The organism is Neorhizobium vignae (assembly GCF_000732195.1).
Lineage (GTDB): Bacteria > Pseudomonadota > Alphaproteobacteria > Rhizobiales > Rhizobiaceae > Neorhizobium > Neorhizobium vignae.
In genome coordinates this window covers 148,928-166,343 of sequence record NZ_JNNU01000006.1, presented here as the reverse complement: position 1 = coordinate 166,343, position 17,416 = coordinate 148,928, and the positions used below count along the sequence as shown (strand labels likewise).

The window sequence follows — 17,416 nt, the reverse complement described above, 5'->3', positions numbered from 1 at the left end:
CGGACTATAACCGGAATGGTTGGGCCGGCCAAGGCAGGTGCACACGATCTCGTGAGGCGCTTGAACTTGTATGATGATCGACCATCTATTCCAGCTGAGGAGAACCGGATTTCACCCGGCATCCAGCTGATAAACAATAACTATTCTAGATTTCTCAAGTTTTTTCGACGCGAATTTCCGCGCCCTTGGTTACCGGCCCCGGCCGATAGCAACCACTTCATCTTCATCTCCAGCGCCGGCGCAGCGCCCGGCTTCTCATAAGAAAGGTCCCCTCATGGTCACCTTCACGCTCAACGGACAGGAAAGAACGTTCGACGGCGACCCCGACACCCCGCTTCTCTGGGTCATCCGCGACTTCGAAAAGCTCACGGGTACCAAATACGGCTGCGGCGTCGCCCAGTGCGGCGCCTGCACTGTCCATCTCGACGGCATGCCCCGCCGCTCTTGCGTGACCCCGATCGCCACGATCGAAGGCTCGGACGTCGTCACCATCGAAGGCGTTTCGGGCAAGGAAGCCGATGCTGTGAAGACGGCTTGGGCGGGCCTTGACGTGCCCCAATGCGGTTACTGTCAGTCCGGGCAGGTCATGTCGGCGGTCGCCCTGCTGCAGATGGTGCCGAAGCCGACGGATGCCGATATCGACGGCGCGATGACCGGCAATATCTGTCGTTGCGCCACCTACCATCGCATCCGTGCGGCGATCCACAACGCTGCCAATTCGATGGAGGGCTGAGCCATGACCATCCAGGACATCAACACCACCCGCCGCGGTTTTCTCGCCGGCTCCGGCCTTGTCATCGGCGTGGCGATCGCTCCGAAATTCGTTTCCGCTGCGCCGACCGGCGTGCGTGGAGGCGGCGATCCGGCGCTTGCCCCGATGAACGCCTTCGTCAAGATCGGCACCGACGACACAGTGACGGTGCTCGCCAAGCACATCGAATTCGGCCAGGGCCCGTTCACCGGCCTTGCAACGCTGGTGGCCGAAGAACTCGATGCCGATTGGAGCCAGATGCGCGCCGTCCACTCGCCGACCGACAACAAGGTCTATGCCAACCTGATGTTCGGCCTGCAGGGAACCGGCGGTTCGAGCTCCATCGCCAATTCCTATGAGCAGATGCGCAAGGCCGGCGCCACCGCGCGGGCCATGCTGGTCGCGGCAGCGGCGGAAGACTGGAAGGTCCCGGCCTCCGAGATCACAGTTCAGAAGGGCCGCATCAAACACGCTGCCTCCGGCAAGGAAAGTGGTTTCGGTGCATTCGCCGAAAAGGCGGTCCGCCAGACGCCGCCCGCGGAGCCGAAACTCAAGGACCCCAAGGATTTCGTGCTGATCGGCACCGACCTGCCGAAGCTCGATACCCAAGGCAAGACCAACGGCACGGCGATCTTCACGCTCGATATCACGCCGGACAACCTGCTGATCGCCGTCGTCGCCCATCCGGAGCATTTCGGTGCGACGGTGAAGAGCTTCGATGACGCCGAAGCCCGCAAGGTGCAGGGTGTGGTCGACGTGAAGCAGGTGCCGTCGGGCATCGCCGTTTATGCGGACAACACGTTCGCGGCGCTCAAGGGCCGCGATGCGCTGAGCATCGAATGGGATCTCTCCAAGGCCGAAACCCGCTCGTCGGAGGAGCTTTCCGCCGACTATCGCAAGCTTTTCGGCGAAAAAGGACTGGAGGCGACCAATAACGGCAATGTCGACAACGCCTTCAAGGCGTCCGGCCTGCAGACGGTGGAAGCCGAGATCGTCTTCCCCTTCCTGGCTCACGCGCCGATGGAGCCGCTCGACGCCGTCTTCATCAAGGCGGATGACGGATCGGTCGATATCTACAACGGCGCCCAGTTCCCCGGCATGGACCAGGAGGTCGCCGCCAAGATCCTCGGGCTCGACGAAGCCAAGGTGCGGGTGAACACCCAACTCGCCGGCGGCAGTTTTGGCCGCAAGGCTCAGTTCGGTTCGCCCTACATGCAGGAAGCGGCAGCCGTCTATGCCGCAACCGACCAGACCCGTCCCCTCAAACATATGTGGACGCGCGAGGACGACATCCGCGGCGGCTATTACCGCCCGATGTATGCCCACAGGATGCGCGGCGCCATCAACGCTCAAGGCCAGATCACCGCCTGGGAACAGGTGATCGTCGGCCAGTCGATCATGGGCAAGGCCGATCTCGATCCGACCTCCGTCGAAGGCGCATCCAACCTGCCCTACACGATCCCGAACCTGAAGGTCAGCGCCCACAACGTTCAGCTCTCCGTCCCGCCGCTCTGGTGGCGGTCGGTCGGCCATACCCATACCGGCTTTGCGGTCGAGACCTTCGTGGATGAGCTCTTCCAGAAGATCGGCAAGGATCCGGTGGAGGGACGCCTTGCACTGCTTGGCGAAAAGCCGCGCCATGCGGGCGTACTGAAGAAGGCTGCCGAAATGGCCAACTGGGGCTCGCCTGTGCCGGAAGGCCGCGCCCGCGGCGTTGCGGTGGTCGAGAGCTTCGGCACCTTCGTCGGACAGATCGTCGAAGTCTCGATCGGCCCGGAAGGCACACCGCGCGTTCACAAGGTCTGGTGTGCGGTCGATTGCGGCGTCGCCGTCAATCCGAACGTCATCAAGGCACAGATGGAAGGCGGCGTCGGCTACGGCCTCGGCGCAGTCCTCTTCGACGCGGTGACGTTGGCCAAGGGCGGCAAGATCGTGCAGTCGAACTTCCACGACTACCGCTCCATCCGCATCAACGAGATGCCGGATGTGGCCGTCGAGATCATCCAGTCGAGCGAAAAGCCGAGCGGCGTGGGCGAACCCGGCGTGCCGCCCGTCGGTCCGGCGGTTGCCAATGCCTGGCGTCACCTGACCGGAGCACCGGTCCGGCAGCTGCCCATCGTCAACATCGTTTCGGCCTGAGGATCAAAACCCGATGAATTGGAAACTCGCTATCACCGGCGTTGCCGCCCTCTGTCTTTTCGTAGGTGTCGGCACGCTGCTGTCGCCCGCCTCGGTCGCCCAGGACGCCCAGGCCAATGCTAAAACGCTGAAGCCCGCCGCCTCCTTCCAGTCGATCGCCAACGAGCGGGAACGCTCCGTGGCGCTCTTTCAGGAGGCGGGCAAGGTCATCCAGCACCCGCGCTGCGTCAACTGTCACCCGGCGACAGACCGGCCGCTTCAGGGTGCCAACATGCATCCGCACCAGCCACCGGTCTTCCGTGGCGACGGTGGCATGGGCCTGCCGGGCATGCAGTGCACCACCTGCCACAGCGCCGAAAACACACCGGTTGTCGGCCAGGCCGACACGATCAAGAGCATTCCGGGCAATCCCGCCTGGCATCTTGCGCCGGTCGAAATGGCCTGGGTCGGCAAATCGCTTGGGCAGATCTGTCAGCAGATCAAGGACCCGGCCCGCAACGGCGGCAAGACCATGGATCAGATCGTCGAGCATATGGCGCATGACGAACTGGTCGGCTGGGGCTGGAACCCCGGCGCCGGCCGCGAACCGGTGCCGGGCACGCAGGCCGAATTCGGCGAGCTCATCAGCGCCTGGGTGAAGTCCGGAGCAGCCTGCCCCGCATCCTGAAGATAACGCGACCGCCGGTTCCGACACGGAACCGGCGGTTTGCAGGGGCTTTGACGGGATCGCAATTTTTCTTGGCGCCAATCGTCATTTCCCTGTTGCATTTGAAAAAGGACTGGGCCATATAGCGCCCGTCGCCGGCAACGAGCCACGACGCCACGGTCAAGCTTCACTACCACGGACCGATGGATTGATGAGCGGGTGTAGCTCAGTGGTAGAGCACAACCTTGCCAAGGTTGGGGTCGAGGGTTCGAATCCCTTCGCCCGCTCCAAATCTCCCAGAACATTAGCGTGTCTTCGACCGATGATCTGATCGTTCGCGGGCCTCGGCGGCGCTGCCGATGCCAAGGCATCCGGCATTTCATGACCTTCCCACATAAATCTAATGATTTACGCATTCACCAAATGCGCGAGATGGCATATTAGTTACAACCGCCTACGCGATATCGCACCAGTGATTCGCGGGTTGAACTGGAGATGTGCCGTCATGGAATCTCGCCCGCACCAACAGAAACTCAATCAGAAAACCGCTGTTGAAATCATGCAGCGGCTCGAGGGCATCGTTGCCTCGGCAATGGACGGGATCATCACCATTGATGACGAGCAACGGGTGATCCTGTTTAATCCGGCCGCGGAGCGCATGTTCGGCCTGCCGGCCAACGAGGCGCTTGGCCAGCACATCTCCCATTTCATGCCGGAGCGCTATCGTCCGACCCACGCAGCGCACATTCACCGTTTCGCCGAGACCGGCGTGACCACGAGACAGATGGGCTCGCTCGGCGCGATCAGCGGTTTGCGCGCCGACGGCACGGAATTTCCGATCGAGGCTTCCATCTCGCAGGTCGAGGTCGGAGGCGAGCGCCTCGCCACCGTCATCCTGCGCGATATCACCGAGCGCAAGGCGGCCGAGGATGCCCTGCTGGAAAGCCGGCGACGCATGGAGGGGATCGTGGAATCGGCGATGGACGCGCTGATCACCGTCGACGAAGGTCAACGGATCGTGCTGTTCAACCCGGCCGCCGAGCGCATGTTCGGCGTTGCAGGCAAAGATGCGATCGGCTCGCCGATCGAACGCTTCATCCCCGAGCGGTTTCGGCACGGACATGCCGAACATATCCGACTGTTCAAGGAGACCGGGGTCACCAACCGCCGGATGGGCGCCTTGGGGGCCATCAGCGGCCTGCGCGCCAATGGCGAGGAATTCCCGGTCGAGGCGTCGATCTCGCAGGTACAGATCGGCGGGGGAAAACTTGCGACCGTCATCCTGCGCGATATTACCGAACGCAAGGCCAACGAGGATTCCCGCCAGCTGTTGGCCCGGGAAGTCGATCACCGGGCCAAGAATGCCCTGGCGGTCGTGCAGGCCCTGGTGTCCCTCACACGCGCCGAAACCAAGGAGGAGTTCATCGTCGCGGTTCGGGGACGCGTTTCGACGCTCAGCCGCGCCCATTCCCTGCTCGCTCAGAACCGGTGGCAGGGCGGAGACCTCGCAGCCGTCCTCACCGAGGAAACCCGAACCTATCAGAGTGTCAACCAGCTTATGATCGGCGGCCCCACCGTCACCCTCACCCCCAATGCCGTACAGCCGATCAGCCTCCTCATCCATGAACTTGCCACCAATGCCGTCAAATACGGGGCATTGTCGGTCGCGGAAGGGCGGGTCGACGTCTCATGGCGTATCCTGCCGTCTTTCGAACTGGAGCTTCGCTGGGCCGAGACCGGCGGACCGCCGGTGCACAAGCCCGTCTCCAGGGGTTTCGGCTCCACCCTGGTGACCGAGGTCGCCACCCGCCAGCTGGCTGGCAAACTCGATATCAGCTGGCCCGCAACCGGCATGTGCCTTGTTGCGACGCTACCGCAGTCCGTCTATCGTCCCGACGCTTCAGCCGCCCCGGCCCCGGGCCAGGAGGCCGCGCCCAGATCGTCGGAGACCGGCTCGGCCGGACGGATACTCGTCGTCGAGGACGAGACGCTCATCGCCATGGAACTCTGCAGCGAACTTGAATCGCGCGGCTGGGAAGTCGTCGGGCCGGCTGCAACCGCCGACGAAGCCATGCGTCTGGTCGGCGGCACGCAGCTCCCCGACGTCGCTGTTCTCGACGTCAATCTTGGCGGAAAGCCGGTCTATCCTTTTGCGGAATGGCTGCAGACCCGCGGCGTGCCCTTCCTGTTCTGCACCGGATACGAGCAGCTCGAAGATCACGAGTTCTTCAGCGACTGGACGACCATTCGAAAACCCGTGAACATGACGATGCTGGAAGGCGAGCTCCGTCGCATCCGCCAACCGACATGACCGGAAACGCCGCCGGCTTTGGACCGACGGCGTCGTCAATTTCGAAAAGCCCGATCAGGCTGCGCGCGAGCGATAACCGCCGGCAGCATATCCCTGCGAGGGTGCGCCGGCATTCGTCTTGAATCGGGCCACCATGTCGGCGAGGCTGTCGGTTTCCTGAGTCAGGCTCTGGGCGGCGGCGGTGGTTTCTTCGACCATCGCGGCATTCTGCTGGGTCACCTTGTCCATCTGGTCGGCGGAGGCCGCCACTTCGCGCAGGCTGGTGGCCTGTTCGCTGGTGCTCGAGGTGATCGTGTTGACGAATGTGCTCATCTGCGCGACTTCGCTGACGATGTCGTCGAGCGATTTGCCGGAAGCGGTGACGAGCTCGACGCCCTGCTTGACCTGCGCCGACGATGTCGAGATCAAAGCCTTGATCTCCTTTGCGGCATCGGCCGAGCGCTGGGCAAGCCCGCGGACTTCCTGAGCGACAACCGCGAAGCCACGGCCGGCTTCGCCTGCACGGGCGGCTTCCACACCTGCATTGAGGGCCAGAAGGTTGGTCTGGAAGGCGATGTCGTCGATCACGCCGATAATGCGGTTGATCTGCTCCGCCGAGCCTTCGATCGCCGCCATGGCAGCGACCGCACTGGCAACGATCTCGCCGCCGCGCTGAGCCTTCTGCTGGGCAAGCGACGCGACGCCCTGGGCGCGGCTTGCGCCGCTGGCGCTGTCGTTGACGGCCGAGGTCACCTGGCCGAGAGCGGCGACGGTCTCTTCAAGGCTTGCGGCCTGCTGTTCCGTCCGCTTGGCAAGATCGTTGGAGGCAATCGAGATTTCCTGCAACCCCGCGCGGATCGTGCCGACGGCTCCGACGACCGAGCCGATCGCCTCTTCGAGGTTGCCGACCGAACTGTTGAACTTGGCGCGGATCGGCTCGAACTCCGCCGCGACGGCACCGTCCATGCGGACTGTCAGATCGCCACCGGCAAGCCGGTTGAAGCCTTCCTCGATCGCATGCACGAAGGCGCGCAGGTCCTCGCCCTTGGCATTGTCGATCGCCGACTGGTGCTGACGCTGGTGTTCTTGCGCCTCGCGGGCCTCCGATGCCTGCTGTTCGAGCCGGATATTCTCCTCGGCTGATGCCTTGAAGACCTGCACGGCCCTCGCCATCGCGCCGAGTTCGTCCTGGCGTTCCTGGCCGCTCACGCCGGCGCTGAGATCGCCTGCGGCAAGTTTCGTCATCGTCACCGTCAGGCGACGGACGGTGCCGCCGAGCGACCGGGCAAATATGAGGAATCCGATCAGCGACAGGATCGAAACGACGACCGTGCCGAGGACGGTCATCCACAGTGCGGCTTCGCTGGCAGCGACGAGCGGCGTGATATCCGATGCGATCTCAAGAACGCCGACCTTGGTTCCCGAGAAATCGAGCAGCGGCACCGCCTCAACGGCATAATGCTTTCCGCCGATGTCCGCGTAGCGTCGCACGGCGCCCTTGTCATAGGCCTCCTGCAGCTCCTGCGCAATCAGGATCGGATTGCCGCCATGGGTGGAAGCCTGTTTGTCGAACTTGTCGGCACCCTTGGTATAGAGGGTGACATGGGCGTTCACTTCCTTGGTCAGCCGGGAGAAATAGGCATCGACGAGCTTCAGCCCGACGTCCACGACACCGATCACCTTGCCGTCCGTGACGACCGGCGCGGTTGCGAACAGGCTGACCGCGGTGCGGCCGGTCTCGATGCCGACGACGAGCTTCTTGTCGCTGAGCGAGGTCGCCACCATCTTGCGGCGCGCCTTGACGCTGTCGCCAAAGACATCCGGATCGTGAACGCGGGCAACGACGTCGGCCGTTGCCGTGACGAAGGTGATCATTTCGAGGCCGCTCGCGTCCTTCACCGTCTTCATATTGGAGAAGCGAGAGAGCAGGCCCTGCCGATCGTTGGCAAGAATGAGCGGGGAGGTTTCCGGCAGGGACGCGATCGTCAGCGCCAGCGCGGATGCGGCACGCCCCTGGGCGGCCATGTCGTCCTGGATGACCGCGAGATCGCTGTCGAGTTCGGTCTGCAGCGCCTGCTCGGTCATGCTCGACTGCCGTTCCCAGGCAAGCCCGCCGATCACGACGCTTGCGAAAAGCACGGCTGCAAAACCGAAGACGGTAAGCCGCCTCGACAGTGGCTTCCGGATGCTGATCTCGTTCATATATCCCTCGAATTGTGCTCCGCAGAAGCAGAGGGCAGCCGCCCGGCGGGCGGCAATGCCAATCTTGAAGAAAACTATGCTGAAATCCGTTGAAATTTAACTAATGTCAAAATCTTACTGCGTTCCACAATGTAGAACGACGCGCGGTAACTTGGCTTCGGAAGCCTCACGCAACGATAAAATTGCAAATGAAATCTGCGGCTTACCAATTTTACATGGACGCCGAAGCAAGCCGGGCTTGCGAGATAGTGGTTATTTGCTGAGCCGCAGATAATCCGGATCCGGACGAGGCCGGCGATCATTGCCTTGAAAAGACATAGTCGGTTTCCTGCAGCAATACCTCGCCCGGGCGCAGCACGGCATTTGGGAAATCGGCATGGTTGATGGCGTCCGGCCAGACCTGGGTTTCGAGGCAGAACCCGGCAAACGGTCCATAGTGGCGTCCGTCCAGGCCCGGCACGGGGATCTGCGGCAGCTTGAAGGCGGCGTAGAGCTGAACGCCGGGCTCGGTGGTGCGAACTTCCATCGAAACGCCGGAATGGATGCTGCGCGCCAAAGCCACGGAACGCTTGGGGGTACGCTCCGGCGACAGGCAGAAGTTGTGATCGAACAGGACCTGGGCATCGCCGTCGAACCGCTTCATCGGCCCCATGTCGCGCAGGTCGAAGGGCGTGCCCGCGACCGCCATCAGTTCGCCGGTCGGCACCTGCTTGTCGTCAAGGACCAGCACATGGTCGGCGGCAATCATGATGTCATGATCGAGCGCGTCCTCGCGGCCGTCGAGATTGAAATAGGTATGCTGGCAGATATTGGCGAGCGTCGGCTGATCCGTGGTGGATTGGTAGACGACGGAAAGAACGCCGTCGCTCTTGAGTTGGTAAGTCGCCGTGACCGTGCAGTTTCCCGGATAACCGGCACGGCCGTCGGGATCGGTGATCCGCAGTACCACCTTGTCGGCCGCATGTTCGACGATCGTCCAGTTGCTGCGGCCGATGCCGTCCGAACCGCCATGGAGATGGGTCACACCCCGCTCATTCAGCTCCAGCTGATATTGCTTCCCGTCCAGCACGAAGCGGCCACCGCCAATACGGTTGGACGAGCGGCCAGGCGTCGCGCCGAAATAAGGAGAATGGTTCAGGTAATCCTCAAACCGTTCGAAACCGAGCACGAGCGGCGGCTGATGGCCGTCGAGCCTGAGGTCCTGGATCACCGCGCCCCAGGTGATGACACTGGCGGTGAGCCCGCCGCCGGAGATCCTGACGCGATAGACGGTTTCGCCCTTTTCCGTGCTGCCGAAAACTTCGAAATTCTGGTCCGCCATGAGATCGCTCCTCCACTGATGTGTTGCGGCAAACTGCGCGATTTGGCGACGACCCGCAACGCCGTGGAAAAGAAAAAAGGCTCTAGCGCGTAAGCGCGCGCGTCGCCTGTTCCAGGCCGCCGAGCGTCAGCGGGAACATGCGCTCGGTCACCAGCTGCCGCATGATGCCGATCGAGGTGGTCTGGCTCCAATGGTCCTGCGGCACCGGGTTGAGCCAGACGCAGCGGTGAAAATGGTCGGTGACGCGCCTGATCCAGGCCTCCCCCGGCTCCTGGTTCCAGTGCTCCACCGAACCGCCCGCATGGGTGATCTCATAGGGGCTCATCGAGGCATCCCCGACAAAGATCACCTTGTAGTCGGCGCCGTAGCTGCGGATGAGGTCGAGCGTCGGCGTCCGGTCGGACCGTCGGCGGTTCTCCTTCCACACGCCTTCGTAAAGGCAGTTGTGGAAGTAGAAATGCTCCATATGCTTGAACTCCGCACGAGCTGCCGAGAACAGCTCTTCCACTACCCGGATATGGTCGTCCATCGACCCGCCGACATCGAAGAACATCAGCAGCTTGACCGCATTGCGCCGTTCCGGCCGGGTCTGCACGTCGAGATAACCGTGTTCGGCGGTGGAGCGGATCGTGCCGGGCAGGTCGAGTTCCTCGACCGCCCCTTCCCGCACCCAGCGGCGCAGCCGCTTGAGCGCCAGCTTGATGTTGCGGGTCCCGAGCTCCACCTTGTCGTCGAAATCGGCGAACTCGCGCTTGTCCCACACCTTCACCGCCCGGCGGTGGCGGGACTGGTCCTGGCCGATCCGCACGCCTTCCGGATTATAGCCATAGGCACCGAAGGGCGAGGTGCCGCCGGTGCCGATCCATTTCGAGCCGCCCTGATGCCGGCCCTTCTGCTCCTCGAGCCGCTGGCGCAGGGTCTCCATCAGCTTCTCGAACCCGCCGAGCGACTCGACGAGCTTCTTCTCTTCGTCCGTCAGGTGCTTTTCGACGAGCTTTCGCAACCATTCTTCGGGGATGCTGGCAACGTCCAGGCCCGACTCTCCGGAGACGGCTTCGAGCCCGCGGAAATAGGACGAAAAGACCCGGTCGAACTTGTCGATATGCCGCTCGTCCTTCACCAGCGCGGTGCGGGCGAGAAAGTAGAAGGCCTCCACATCGAAATCAGCGATCCCTTCCTCCATGCCTTCGAGAAGGTCGAGGAATTCCCGGAGTGTTACCGGGATCTTCGCTTCTTTGAGGTGAAGGAAGAAGGGAATGAACATCGCGTCGAAGCCTATTCGGTACCGATCTTCTCCGGATCATACGGCGTCGTCTGGTAGATCTCGTTGATCCAGTTGCCGAACAGAAGATGTGCATGGCTGCGCCAACGGTTCAAGGGCGTCAGCGTATCATCGTTATGCGGGAAGTAGTTGTGCGGCATCTTGATCGGCACGCCGGCATTCACGTCCCGGAAATATTCGTCCGCCAGCGAGGTGGAGTCGTATTCCACATGGTTGAACATGTAGAGCCGCTTGCCCGCCTTTTCATGCACCAGGCAGATGCCCATTTCCTCGGACTCCATCAGGATTTCGAGATCCGGGTTCTTCTCGATGTCGGGACGGCGCACTTCCGTCCAGCGCGATACCGGCACCTGGAAATCGTCCGAAAAACCGTTGAGATAGATCGACGACGGCACGAGGTTGCGGTGGCGATAGACACCGAACGCCTTTTCCTTGAGCTCGTATTTCGGCACGCCGTGGAAATGATAGATCGCCGCCATCGCACCCCAGCAGACATTCATGGTCGAATGCACGTTGGTCGCGGTCCAGTCGAGGATCTGCCTCATCTCGTCCCAATAGGTGACGTCCTCGAAGGGAAGCGTCTCGATCGGCGCGCCGGTGATGATGAAACCGTCGAACTTGCGGTGCTTCACTTCTTCCCAGGTCTCGTAGAACGAGAGGAGGTGATCTTCCGACGTGTTCTTCGCCTTGTGGCCGCCGATGCGGACCAGCGAGAACTCGACCTGCAGCGGCGAAGCGCCGACGAGGCGCGCCATTTGCAGCTCGGTCTTGATCTTGTTCGGCATGAGATTGAGGAGCCCGATCTGCAGCGGACGAATGTCCTGCCGCACCGCCATGGTTTCGGTCATCACCCGAACGCCCTCGGAAACGAGGGTGCTGTATGCGGGCAAGGTATCGGGAATCTTGATCGGCATGTCTTTACCCAACAAAAATAAAACCGGCGGCAAAATAAATCGCGACCGGTCCGTGGGAAGACATCTTCTCGCGGCCCTTTAGCGACTTTTTTAACGTGGCTGCAAGCCGGCCGGCCAAATCACCACGAATTCTCGAGAGTTCAAATACGCCTTGCTACTCCCGGCGTCAATGGGAGCATAATCTTGCCTCTATAGTCCGTCCTTGAGAACAAGTGGAAGCGCATCCGCCATTCCGCCGCCAAGCTGGCGCGCCGCTTCGTCCAACCGCATCCAGGAGAAGCGAAACCGAATGGGCTCGCCACCATCGAAGCGATGCTCTTCAAGATGAATCCAGGTATCGGGGTAGTTCCCCGCCAGGCGGAGCAGAAAATAGTGCCGGCGATGGCAGATTTCGCCGCCGTCCTTCGGAAAACGATAGTCGTGAACCACAAGCGGATGTAACGGAACCTGGACATCGAGACCCGTCTCCTCGTGAAACTCACGAGCGGCGGCGATGTCCGGCGCTTCCCCTGGTTCGATCGTACCGCCCGGCACTTGCAGCCATTGATCGGGGAAATCCGGTTCATCGAAAACCAGCAGCCGATCTTGCCAAACGGCATAGATCAGTACCTTGAACGCATCAGGTGTCATCTCTCCCGCCGCGCCATGAAGGCCAGCCGCTCGAAGAGATGCACGTCCTGCTCGTTCTTGAGCAGCGCGCCATGCAGCTTTGGCAGCGCGTTCCTGACGTCGCCGCGCAGGTCCGACGGATCGACATCGTCGGAGACCAGGAGCCGGATCCAGTCGAGCGCCTCGGAGGTCGAGGGCTTTTTCTTCAGGCCCGGCATCTCGCGGATTTCGTAGAATTGCGTCAGCGCATTGCGCACCAGCGTCTGCTTGATGCCGGGATAATGGACCTCGACGATGCGGGCGAGCGTATCGACGTCCGGAAAGCGGATATAGTGGAAGAAACAGCGGCGCAGGAAGGCGTCGGGCAGTTCTTTCTCGTTGTTAGAGGTGATGATGACGATCGGCCGGACCTTGGCCTTCACCATCTCGCCGGTCTCGTAGACATGGAATTCCATGCGGTCGAGTTCCTGCAAGAGGTCGTTCGGGAATTCGATATCCGCCTTGTCGATCTCGTCGATCAACAGGACGAGCTTCTTGTCGGAGGCAAAGGCCTGCCACAGCTTGCCACGGCGGATATAGTTGGCCACGTCGTGGACGCGTTCGTCCCCGAGCTGGCTGTCGCGCAGTCGCGAGACGGCGTCGTATTCGTAAAGACCCTGCTGCGCCTTGGTGGTGGACTTGATGTTCCACTCGATCAGGTCGAGCCCGAGTGCGGCGGCCACCTGCCGCGCCAGCTCGGTCTTGCCGGTGCCGGGCTCGCCCTTCACCAGCAGCGGACGTTCGAGCCGGATCGCGGCGTTGACCGCCACCATCAGATCCTTGTCGGCAATATAGTCCGCTGTACCCTGAAACTGCATCTTCGCATCCTGATCGATCAACGCGCCGCAAACTAAAAGCTGATCCCCGGCGGCGCAACAGCTTTCCCTTTCGGCTGGCTTTGCGCTATGGGCAATGCGCATGAGCCATTCGACCTTCACCATTCTGCTCGGCGGCAATTTGCGCGTCACCGACCGCCTGCGGGACACCGTTGTCGGCAGCCGCTTCATCGCGGCCGACAGCGGCATGCGCCATGCGGTGGCGCTGGGCGTGAAGCCGGAGCTCTGGGTCGGAGATTTCGACTCCTCGGATGCCGCGCTGATCGCGCAGTTCCCGCACGTCGAGCGGCGAACCTACCCGCCCGCCAAGACCGAGACCGACGGCGAGATCGCCACGCTTGAGGCAATCGAGCGCGGCGCCACGAGGCTGATCTTCGTCGGCGCCCTCGGAGGCGAGCGTAGCGACCATGCGCTGCAACACTTGCTTCACGCCATGAGCCTTGCGGAACGCGGCCTCGACATCCTGCTGACGTCGGGTGACGAAGAGGCCCTGCCGCTGCTGCCGGGCACGAAAAACCTCGACCTGCCCAGGGGCTCGCTGTTTTCCGTCGTCGGTTTTTCGGGCCTGGAAGGGCTCGATATCATCGGCGCCCGTTATCCGCTCGACAACTTCTCGCTTCCCTTCGGCTCCTCGCGCACCGTCTCGAACGTTGCGGAAGGCCGGGTGGATTTCCATTTGAGGGAAGGCAAGGCGATGATCCTTGCCCGCCCCTATGACATGACAGGAGCCTAAGCTTTGGCGCCCCCTATCCTGAAACTTGACGATATCTTCCTGAGCTTCGGCGGCGCGCCGCTTCTCGCCGGCGCCGGCATGCAGGTGGAGCCGGGCGACCGCATCTGCCTCGTCGGCCGCAACGGTTCCGGCAAGTCGACGCTGATGAAGATCGCCGCCGGCATGGTCGAACCGCAATCGGGCGAGGTGTTCCGCCATCCCTCCTCGACGATCCGCTATCTGGAACAGGCGCCGGATTTCGCCGATTATTCGACGGTGCAGGCCTATGCCGAATCAGGCCTCGGCCCGGGCGACGACCCGTATCGGGTCACCTACCTGCTCGAACATCTGGGCCTGACCGGCCAGGAACATCCGAACACGCTCTCCGGCGGCGAATCCCGCCGTGCAGCGCTTGCCCGTGTCATGGCGCCCGAGCCGGACATCCTGCTGCTCGACGAGCCGACCAACCATCTCGACCTGCCGACGATCGAATGGCTGGAAGAGGAGCTGCGCAAGACGAGAAGCGCACTCGTGGTGATCTCGCATGACCGTCGTTTCCTCGAAAAGGTCTCGAATGCCACGGTCTGGCTCGATCGCGGCACGTCACGACGCCTGAACCGCGGTTTTGGCGAGTTCGAAGCCTGGCGCGACGAAGTGCTGGAGGCGGAAGAGCTGGAACAGCACAAGCTCGGCAAGGCGATCGAGCGCGAGGAACACTGGCTGCGCTACGGCGTCACCGCCCGCCGCAAGCGCAACATGCGCCGCCTCGGCGAGTTGCAGACGATGCGCGGCAATTACCGCGGCCACAAGGGACCGCAGGGCACAGTCCAGGCGACCGTCAGCGAGGGCCGCGAATCCGGCAAGCTGGTCATCGAGGCCGAAAACATCACCAAGAGCTACGACCGGCCGATCGTCGCGCCGTTCTCGATCCGCGTGCATCGCGGCGACTGCATTGGTCTCGTCGGCCCGAACGGCGCCGGCAAGACGACGCTGCTGAAAATGCTGACCGGCCAGCTGGCACCCGACACCGGCACCGTCAAGCTCGGCACCAACCTGGAAATCGCCACCCTCGACCAGAAGCGCGAGGACCTGGATCCCGAGGACACGCTGTCCCATTATCTGACGGATGGACGCGGCGAGACGCTGCTGGTCAACGGCGAACAGCGCCATGTGGCCGGTTACATGAAGGACTTCCTGTTCCAGCCGGAGCAGATCAGGACACCGATCAAGAACCTGTCGGGCGGCGAGCGCGCCCGGTTGATGCTGGCCCGCATCATGGCCCGGCCTTCCAATCTGCTCATCCTCGACGAACCGACCAACGACCTCGACATCGAGACGCTGGATCTGCTGCAGGAAATCGTCGCCGGTTACACCGGCACCGTCATCCTCGTCAGTCACGACCGCGACTTTCTCGACCGCACGGTGACCTCGACCATCGCCCCCGCCAATCCGGACGCACCGGACGGCCGCTGGATCGAATATGCCGGCGGCTACACGGATATGCTGGCGCAACGGAAGGGAGCGCTGGAGGAAAGGCGCCGTACGGAGAAAGCCGACAGGGCAAAAACCGATACTGCGGCACCGGCTTCCGGCACCCCCAAGGCCAAAGGCAAGCTTTCCTTCAAGCAGAAATTCGCGCTTGAGAACCTGCCGAAGGAAATGGCGAAGGCCGAAGCCGAGATCGCCGACCGCGAGAAGAAAATGGCCGATCCCAACCTCTTCAGCAAGGATCCTGCCGCCTTCGCCAAGCTGGCCGCGGAGATGGAAAAGCTGCGCCAAAGCATCAGCAAAATGGAAGAAGAATGGCTGGAGCTCGAAATGCTGCGTGAGGAAATTGAGGGGTAATTTGCGATTTATTAAGCTTAACAAATAGTTAGCTTAGAAAATATTTGTCGCGGACCGGAACATATGATGTCCCGAGACGTTCTGGGGATGAACAACGGTCGAATTGTCCCTGCGACGGATCGGCCTGCCAGGAACCGATCAACCGAATGGGGGCATCCAATGCTGACAAATGTTACGCGTCGTCGGCTGGCCACTGAGGCGATGAATCAACGTGTCATGATCGTCGAAGACGAGTTTCTGATCGCGCTCGATGTGGCCGAGACGATCGAAGCCATGGGCCTGAAAGTCGCCGGTTTTGCCAATGCCCGCAAACACGCCCTGGCGCTCGCGGCTCACGCCGATATCGCCCTGGTGGACGTCAATCTTTCGGACGGCCGGACCGGTCCGGAGATCGGCCGCGAGCTTGCCGAGCAATATGGCATCACCGTCGTCTTCATGACGGGTAATCCGGACGATGTGGAAGGCGGGGTCAAAGGCTCGCTCGGCGTTCTCACCAAACCGGTCATGCCTGACGTCGTCGAGAAGACCATCGATTACGCCGTTGCCAACCGGCTCGGCGGCATGGCGCTTGTTCCGCGTGAACTGAAAGTGTTTCCGCAGAACCACTGAGCCAATACAGCTCCTGCCGAATGCGCCTCTTGCCAGCCATTCGCCTCACCGCTAAATCTGATCTCGCTCTAACGGGGTGCCGCTTGTTTTCGCGCGGCTGAGAGGCCTTTGGCCAACCCGCGGAACCTGATCCGGTTAACACCGGCGGAGGGATTAGACGGCTCTTTATCAGCGCCTATTCCCCTTGTTAGCAAAAAGAGGAGGCGCTGATGCGCGGGACCATTCTTTCGATCGTCGCGGCCGCTGCCGCCCTTTCCTTTTCCGCGCCGGCCGAAGCGCAGGAAAAGACGCTGACCGTCTACACCTATGAGAGCTTCATCTCCGATTGGGGTCCAGGGCCCAAGGTCAAGGAAACGTTCGAGAAGACCTGCGCCTGCAAGCTCAATTTCGTCGGCGTGGCGGATGGCGTGGCGCTTCTCACGCGCCTGAAGCTGGAAGGCAAAGGCACCGACGCCGATATCGCACTCGGCCTCGATACCAACCTGATCTCCGAGGCCAAGGCGACAGGCCTGTTCGAGCCCCACGGGCTCGACGCCTCGGCGGCCAAGGTTCCCGGCAATTACAGCGACGACACGTTCATTCCTTACGACTACGGACATTTCGCCGTCGTCTACGACACGCAGACGATGAAGAACCCGCCGAGAAGCCTCAAGGAACTGGTGAACGGCGATCCGGCGCAGAAGATCGCCATCGAGGACCCGCGCACGTCGACACCCGGCCTCGGCCTGCTGCTGTGGGTGAAATCGGTCTATGGCGACAAGGCGCCGGAGGCCTGGGCGAAGCTCAGGAAACGCGTGCTGACCGTCACGCCCGGCTGGTCGGAGGCCTATGGCCTGTTCACCAAGGGCGAAGTGCCGATGGTGTTTTCCTACACGACGTCGCCAGCCTACCACATGGTCGAGGAGAAGACCGACCGCTATCAAGCCGCATCCTTTTCGGAAGGCCACTATATCCAGATCGAGGTCGCCGGCATGCTGAAGGGCACGGGAGACAAGGATCTGGCAAAACAGTTCCTGAAATTCATGGTTTCGCCGGCCTTCCAGGACATCATCCCAACCACCAACTGGATGATGCCGGCCGCCAATACCTCCCAGCCGCTTCCGGACGCCTTCAACAAGCTGGTGCAGCCGTCCAAGACGTTCCTGATGGGGTCTGACGAGGTGGCCAGGAACCGGCAGGCCTGGATCGACGAATGGCTGACCGCCATGAGCATGAACTGAT

The 17,416-nt window shown here is 62.1% G+C and carries 14 protein-coding genes, 1 tRNA gene and 2 riboswitches; of the genes, 9 read left to right on the top strand and 6 right to left on the bottom strand.

The genetic code is table 11. From position 1 onward, the window contains the following. The first annotated feature begins 274 nt into the window (after positions 1-274). From GQ59_RS11895 to GQ59_RS11875, 5 genes are all read left to right on the top strand, one after another. Positions 275-733, top strand: a complete 459-nt coding sequence (locus GQ59_RS11895; protein WP_037081390.1) for a (2Fe-2S)-binding protein — start codon at positions 275-277, stop codon at positions 731-733. 3 nt (positions 734-736) lie between these two features. Further along, positions 737-2,890, top strand: coding sequence for a xanthine dehydrogenase family protein molybdopterin-binding subunit (locus GQ59_RS11890; RefSeq protein WP_037081388.1), 2,154 nt, complete (start codon positions 737-739; stop codon positions 2,888-2,890). A gap of 13 nt (positions 2,891-2,903) precedes the next feature. Beyond that, positions 2,904-3,557, top strand: coding sequence for a hypothetical protein (locus GQ59_RS11885; protein WP_037081386.1), 654 nt, complete (start codon positions 2,904-2,906; stop codon positions 3,555-3,557). A 194-nt stretch (positions 3,558-3,751) separates the two neighbouring features. Continuing rightward, positions 3,752-3,826: transfer RNA gene (locus GQ59_RS11880), tRNA-Gly, on the top strand. 215 nt (positions 3,827-4,041) lie between these two features. Continuing rightward, positions 4,042-5,847: a PAS domain S-box protein gene (locus GQ59_RS11875; RefSeq protein ID WP_037081384.1), complete on the top strand. Its 1,806-nt coding sequence runs from the start codon at positions 4,042-4,044 to the stop codon at positions 5,845-5,847. A gap of 54 nt (positions 5,848-5,901) precedes the next feature. Here the strand turns inward: GQ59_RS11875 and GQ59_RS30550 are convergent, their stop codons facing one another. The 6 genes from GQ59_RS30550 to GQ59_RS11845 form a co-directional block, all read right to left on the bottom strand. Next, a complete protein-coding gene (locus GQ59_RS30550; protein ID WP_051903921.1) occupies positions 5,902-8,028 on the bottom strand; it encodes a methyl-accepting chemotaxis protein in 2,127 nt (708 codons plus the stop codon). A gap of 298 nt (positions 8,029-8,326) precedes the next feature. Further along, positions 8,327-9,349, bottom strand: a complete 1,023-nt coding sequence (locus GQ59_RS11865) for an aldose epimerase family protein (RefSeq protein WP_037081382.1) — start codon at positions 9,347-9,349, stop codon at positions 8,327-8,329. Between the two features lie 82 nt (positions 9,350-9,431). After that, on the bottom strand, positions 9,432-10,613 hold the full coding sequence (locus tag GQ59_RS11860) for a vWA domain-containing protein (RefSeq protein ID WP_037081380.1): 1,182 nt from the start codon (positions 10,611-10,613) through the stop codon (positions 9,432-9,434). Between the two features lie 11 nt (positions 10,614-10,624). Then, the gene (gene metA / locus GQ59_RS11855) at positions 10,625-11,545 is read right to left on the bottom strand and encodes a homoserine O-acetyltransferase MetA (RefSeq protein ID WP_037081378.1); all 921 of its coding nucleotides are present in this window, start codon (positions 11,543-11,545) and stop codon (positions 10,625-10,627) included. Positions 11,546-11,603: 58 nt separating this feature from the next. Beyond that, positions 11,604-11,681: riboswitch (SAM riboswitch) on the bottom strand. Between the two features lie 53 nt (positions 11,682-11,734). Continuing rightward, on the bottom strand, positions 11,735-12,175 hold the full coding sequence (locus GQ59_RS11850; protein WP_037081376.1) for an NUDIX hydrolase: 441 nt from the start codon (positions 12,173-12,175) through the stop codon (positions 11,735-11,737). After that, positions 12,172-13,011, bottom strand: a complete 840-nt coding sequence (locus tag GQ59_RS11845) for an AAA family ATPase (protein WP_037081829.1) — start codon at positions 13,009-13,011, stop codon at positions 12,172-12,174. Before GQ59_RS11845 ends, GQ59_RS11850 begins: the two co-directional genes overlap by 4 nt. A 94-nt stretch (positions 13,012-13,105) precedes the next feature. Between GQ59_RS11845 and GQ59_RS11840 the strand changes: the two genes are divergently transcribed. The 4 genes from GQ59_RS11840 (at position 13,106) to thiB (ending at position 17,415) form a co-directional block, all read left to right on the top strand. After that, positions 13,106-13,762: a thiamine diphosphokinase gene (locus GQ59_RS11840; protein ID WP_174459613.1), complete on the top strand. Its 657-nt coding sequence runs from the start codon at positions 13,106-13,108 to the stop codon at positions 13,760-13,762. 3 nt (positions 13,763-13,765) lie between these two features. Further along, entirely contained in the window at positions 13,766-15,586 is a 1,821-nt protein-coding gene (locus tag GQ59_RS11835; protein ID WP_037081374.1) for an ABC-F family ATP-binding cassette domain-containing protein, read from the top strand. A gap of 159 nt (positions 15,587-15,745) precedes the next feature. Beyond that, positions 15,746-16,195 (top strand): response regulator, encoded by a 450-nt coding sequence (locus GQ59_RS11830; RefSeq protein WP_037081373.1) that lies wholly within the window; start codon positions 15,746-15,748, stop codon positions 16,193-16,195. Positions 16,196-16,257: 62 nt separating this feature from the next. Next, positions 16,258-16,365: riboswitch (TPP riboswitch) on the top strand. 39 nt (positions 16,366-16,404) lie between these two features. After that, entirely contained in the window at positions 16,405-17,415 is a 1,011-nt protein-coding gene (gene thiB, locus GQ59_RS11825; protein ID WP_037081372.1) for a thiamine ABC transporter substrate binding subunit, read from the top strand. The last annotated feature ends 1 nt before the right edge of the window (position 17,416 follow it).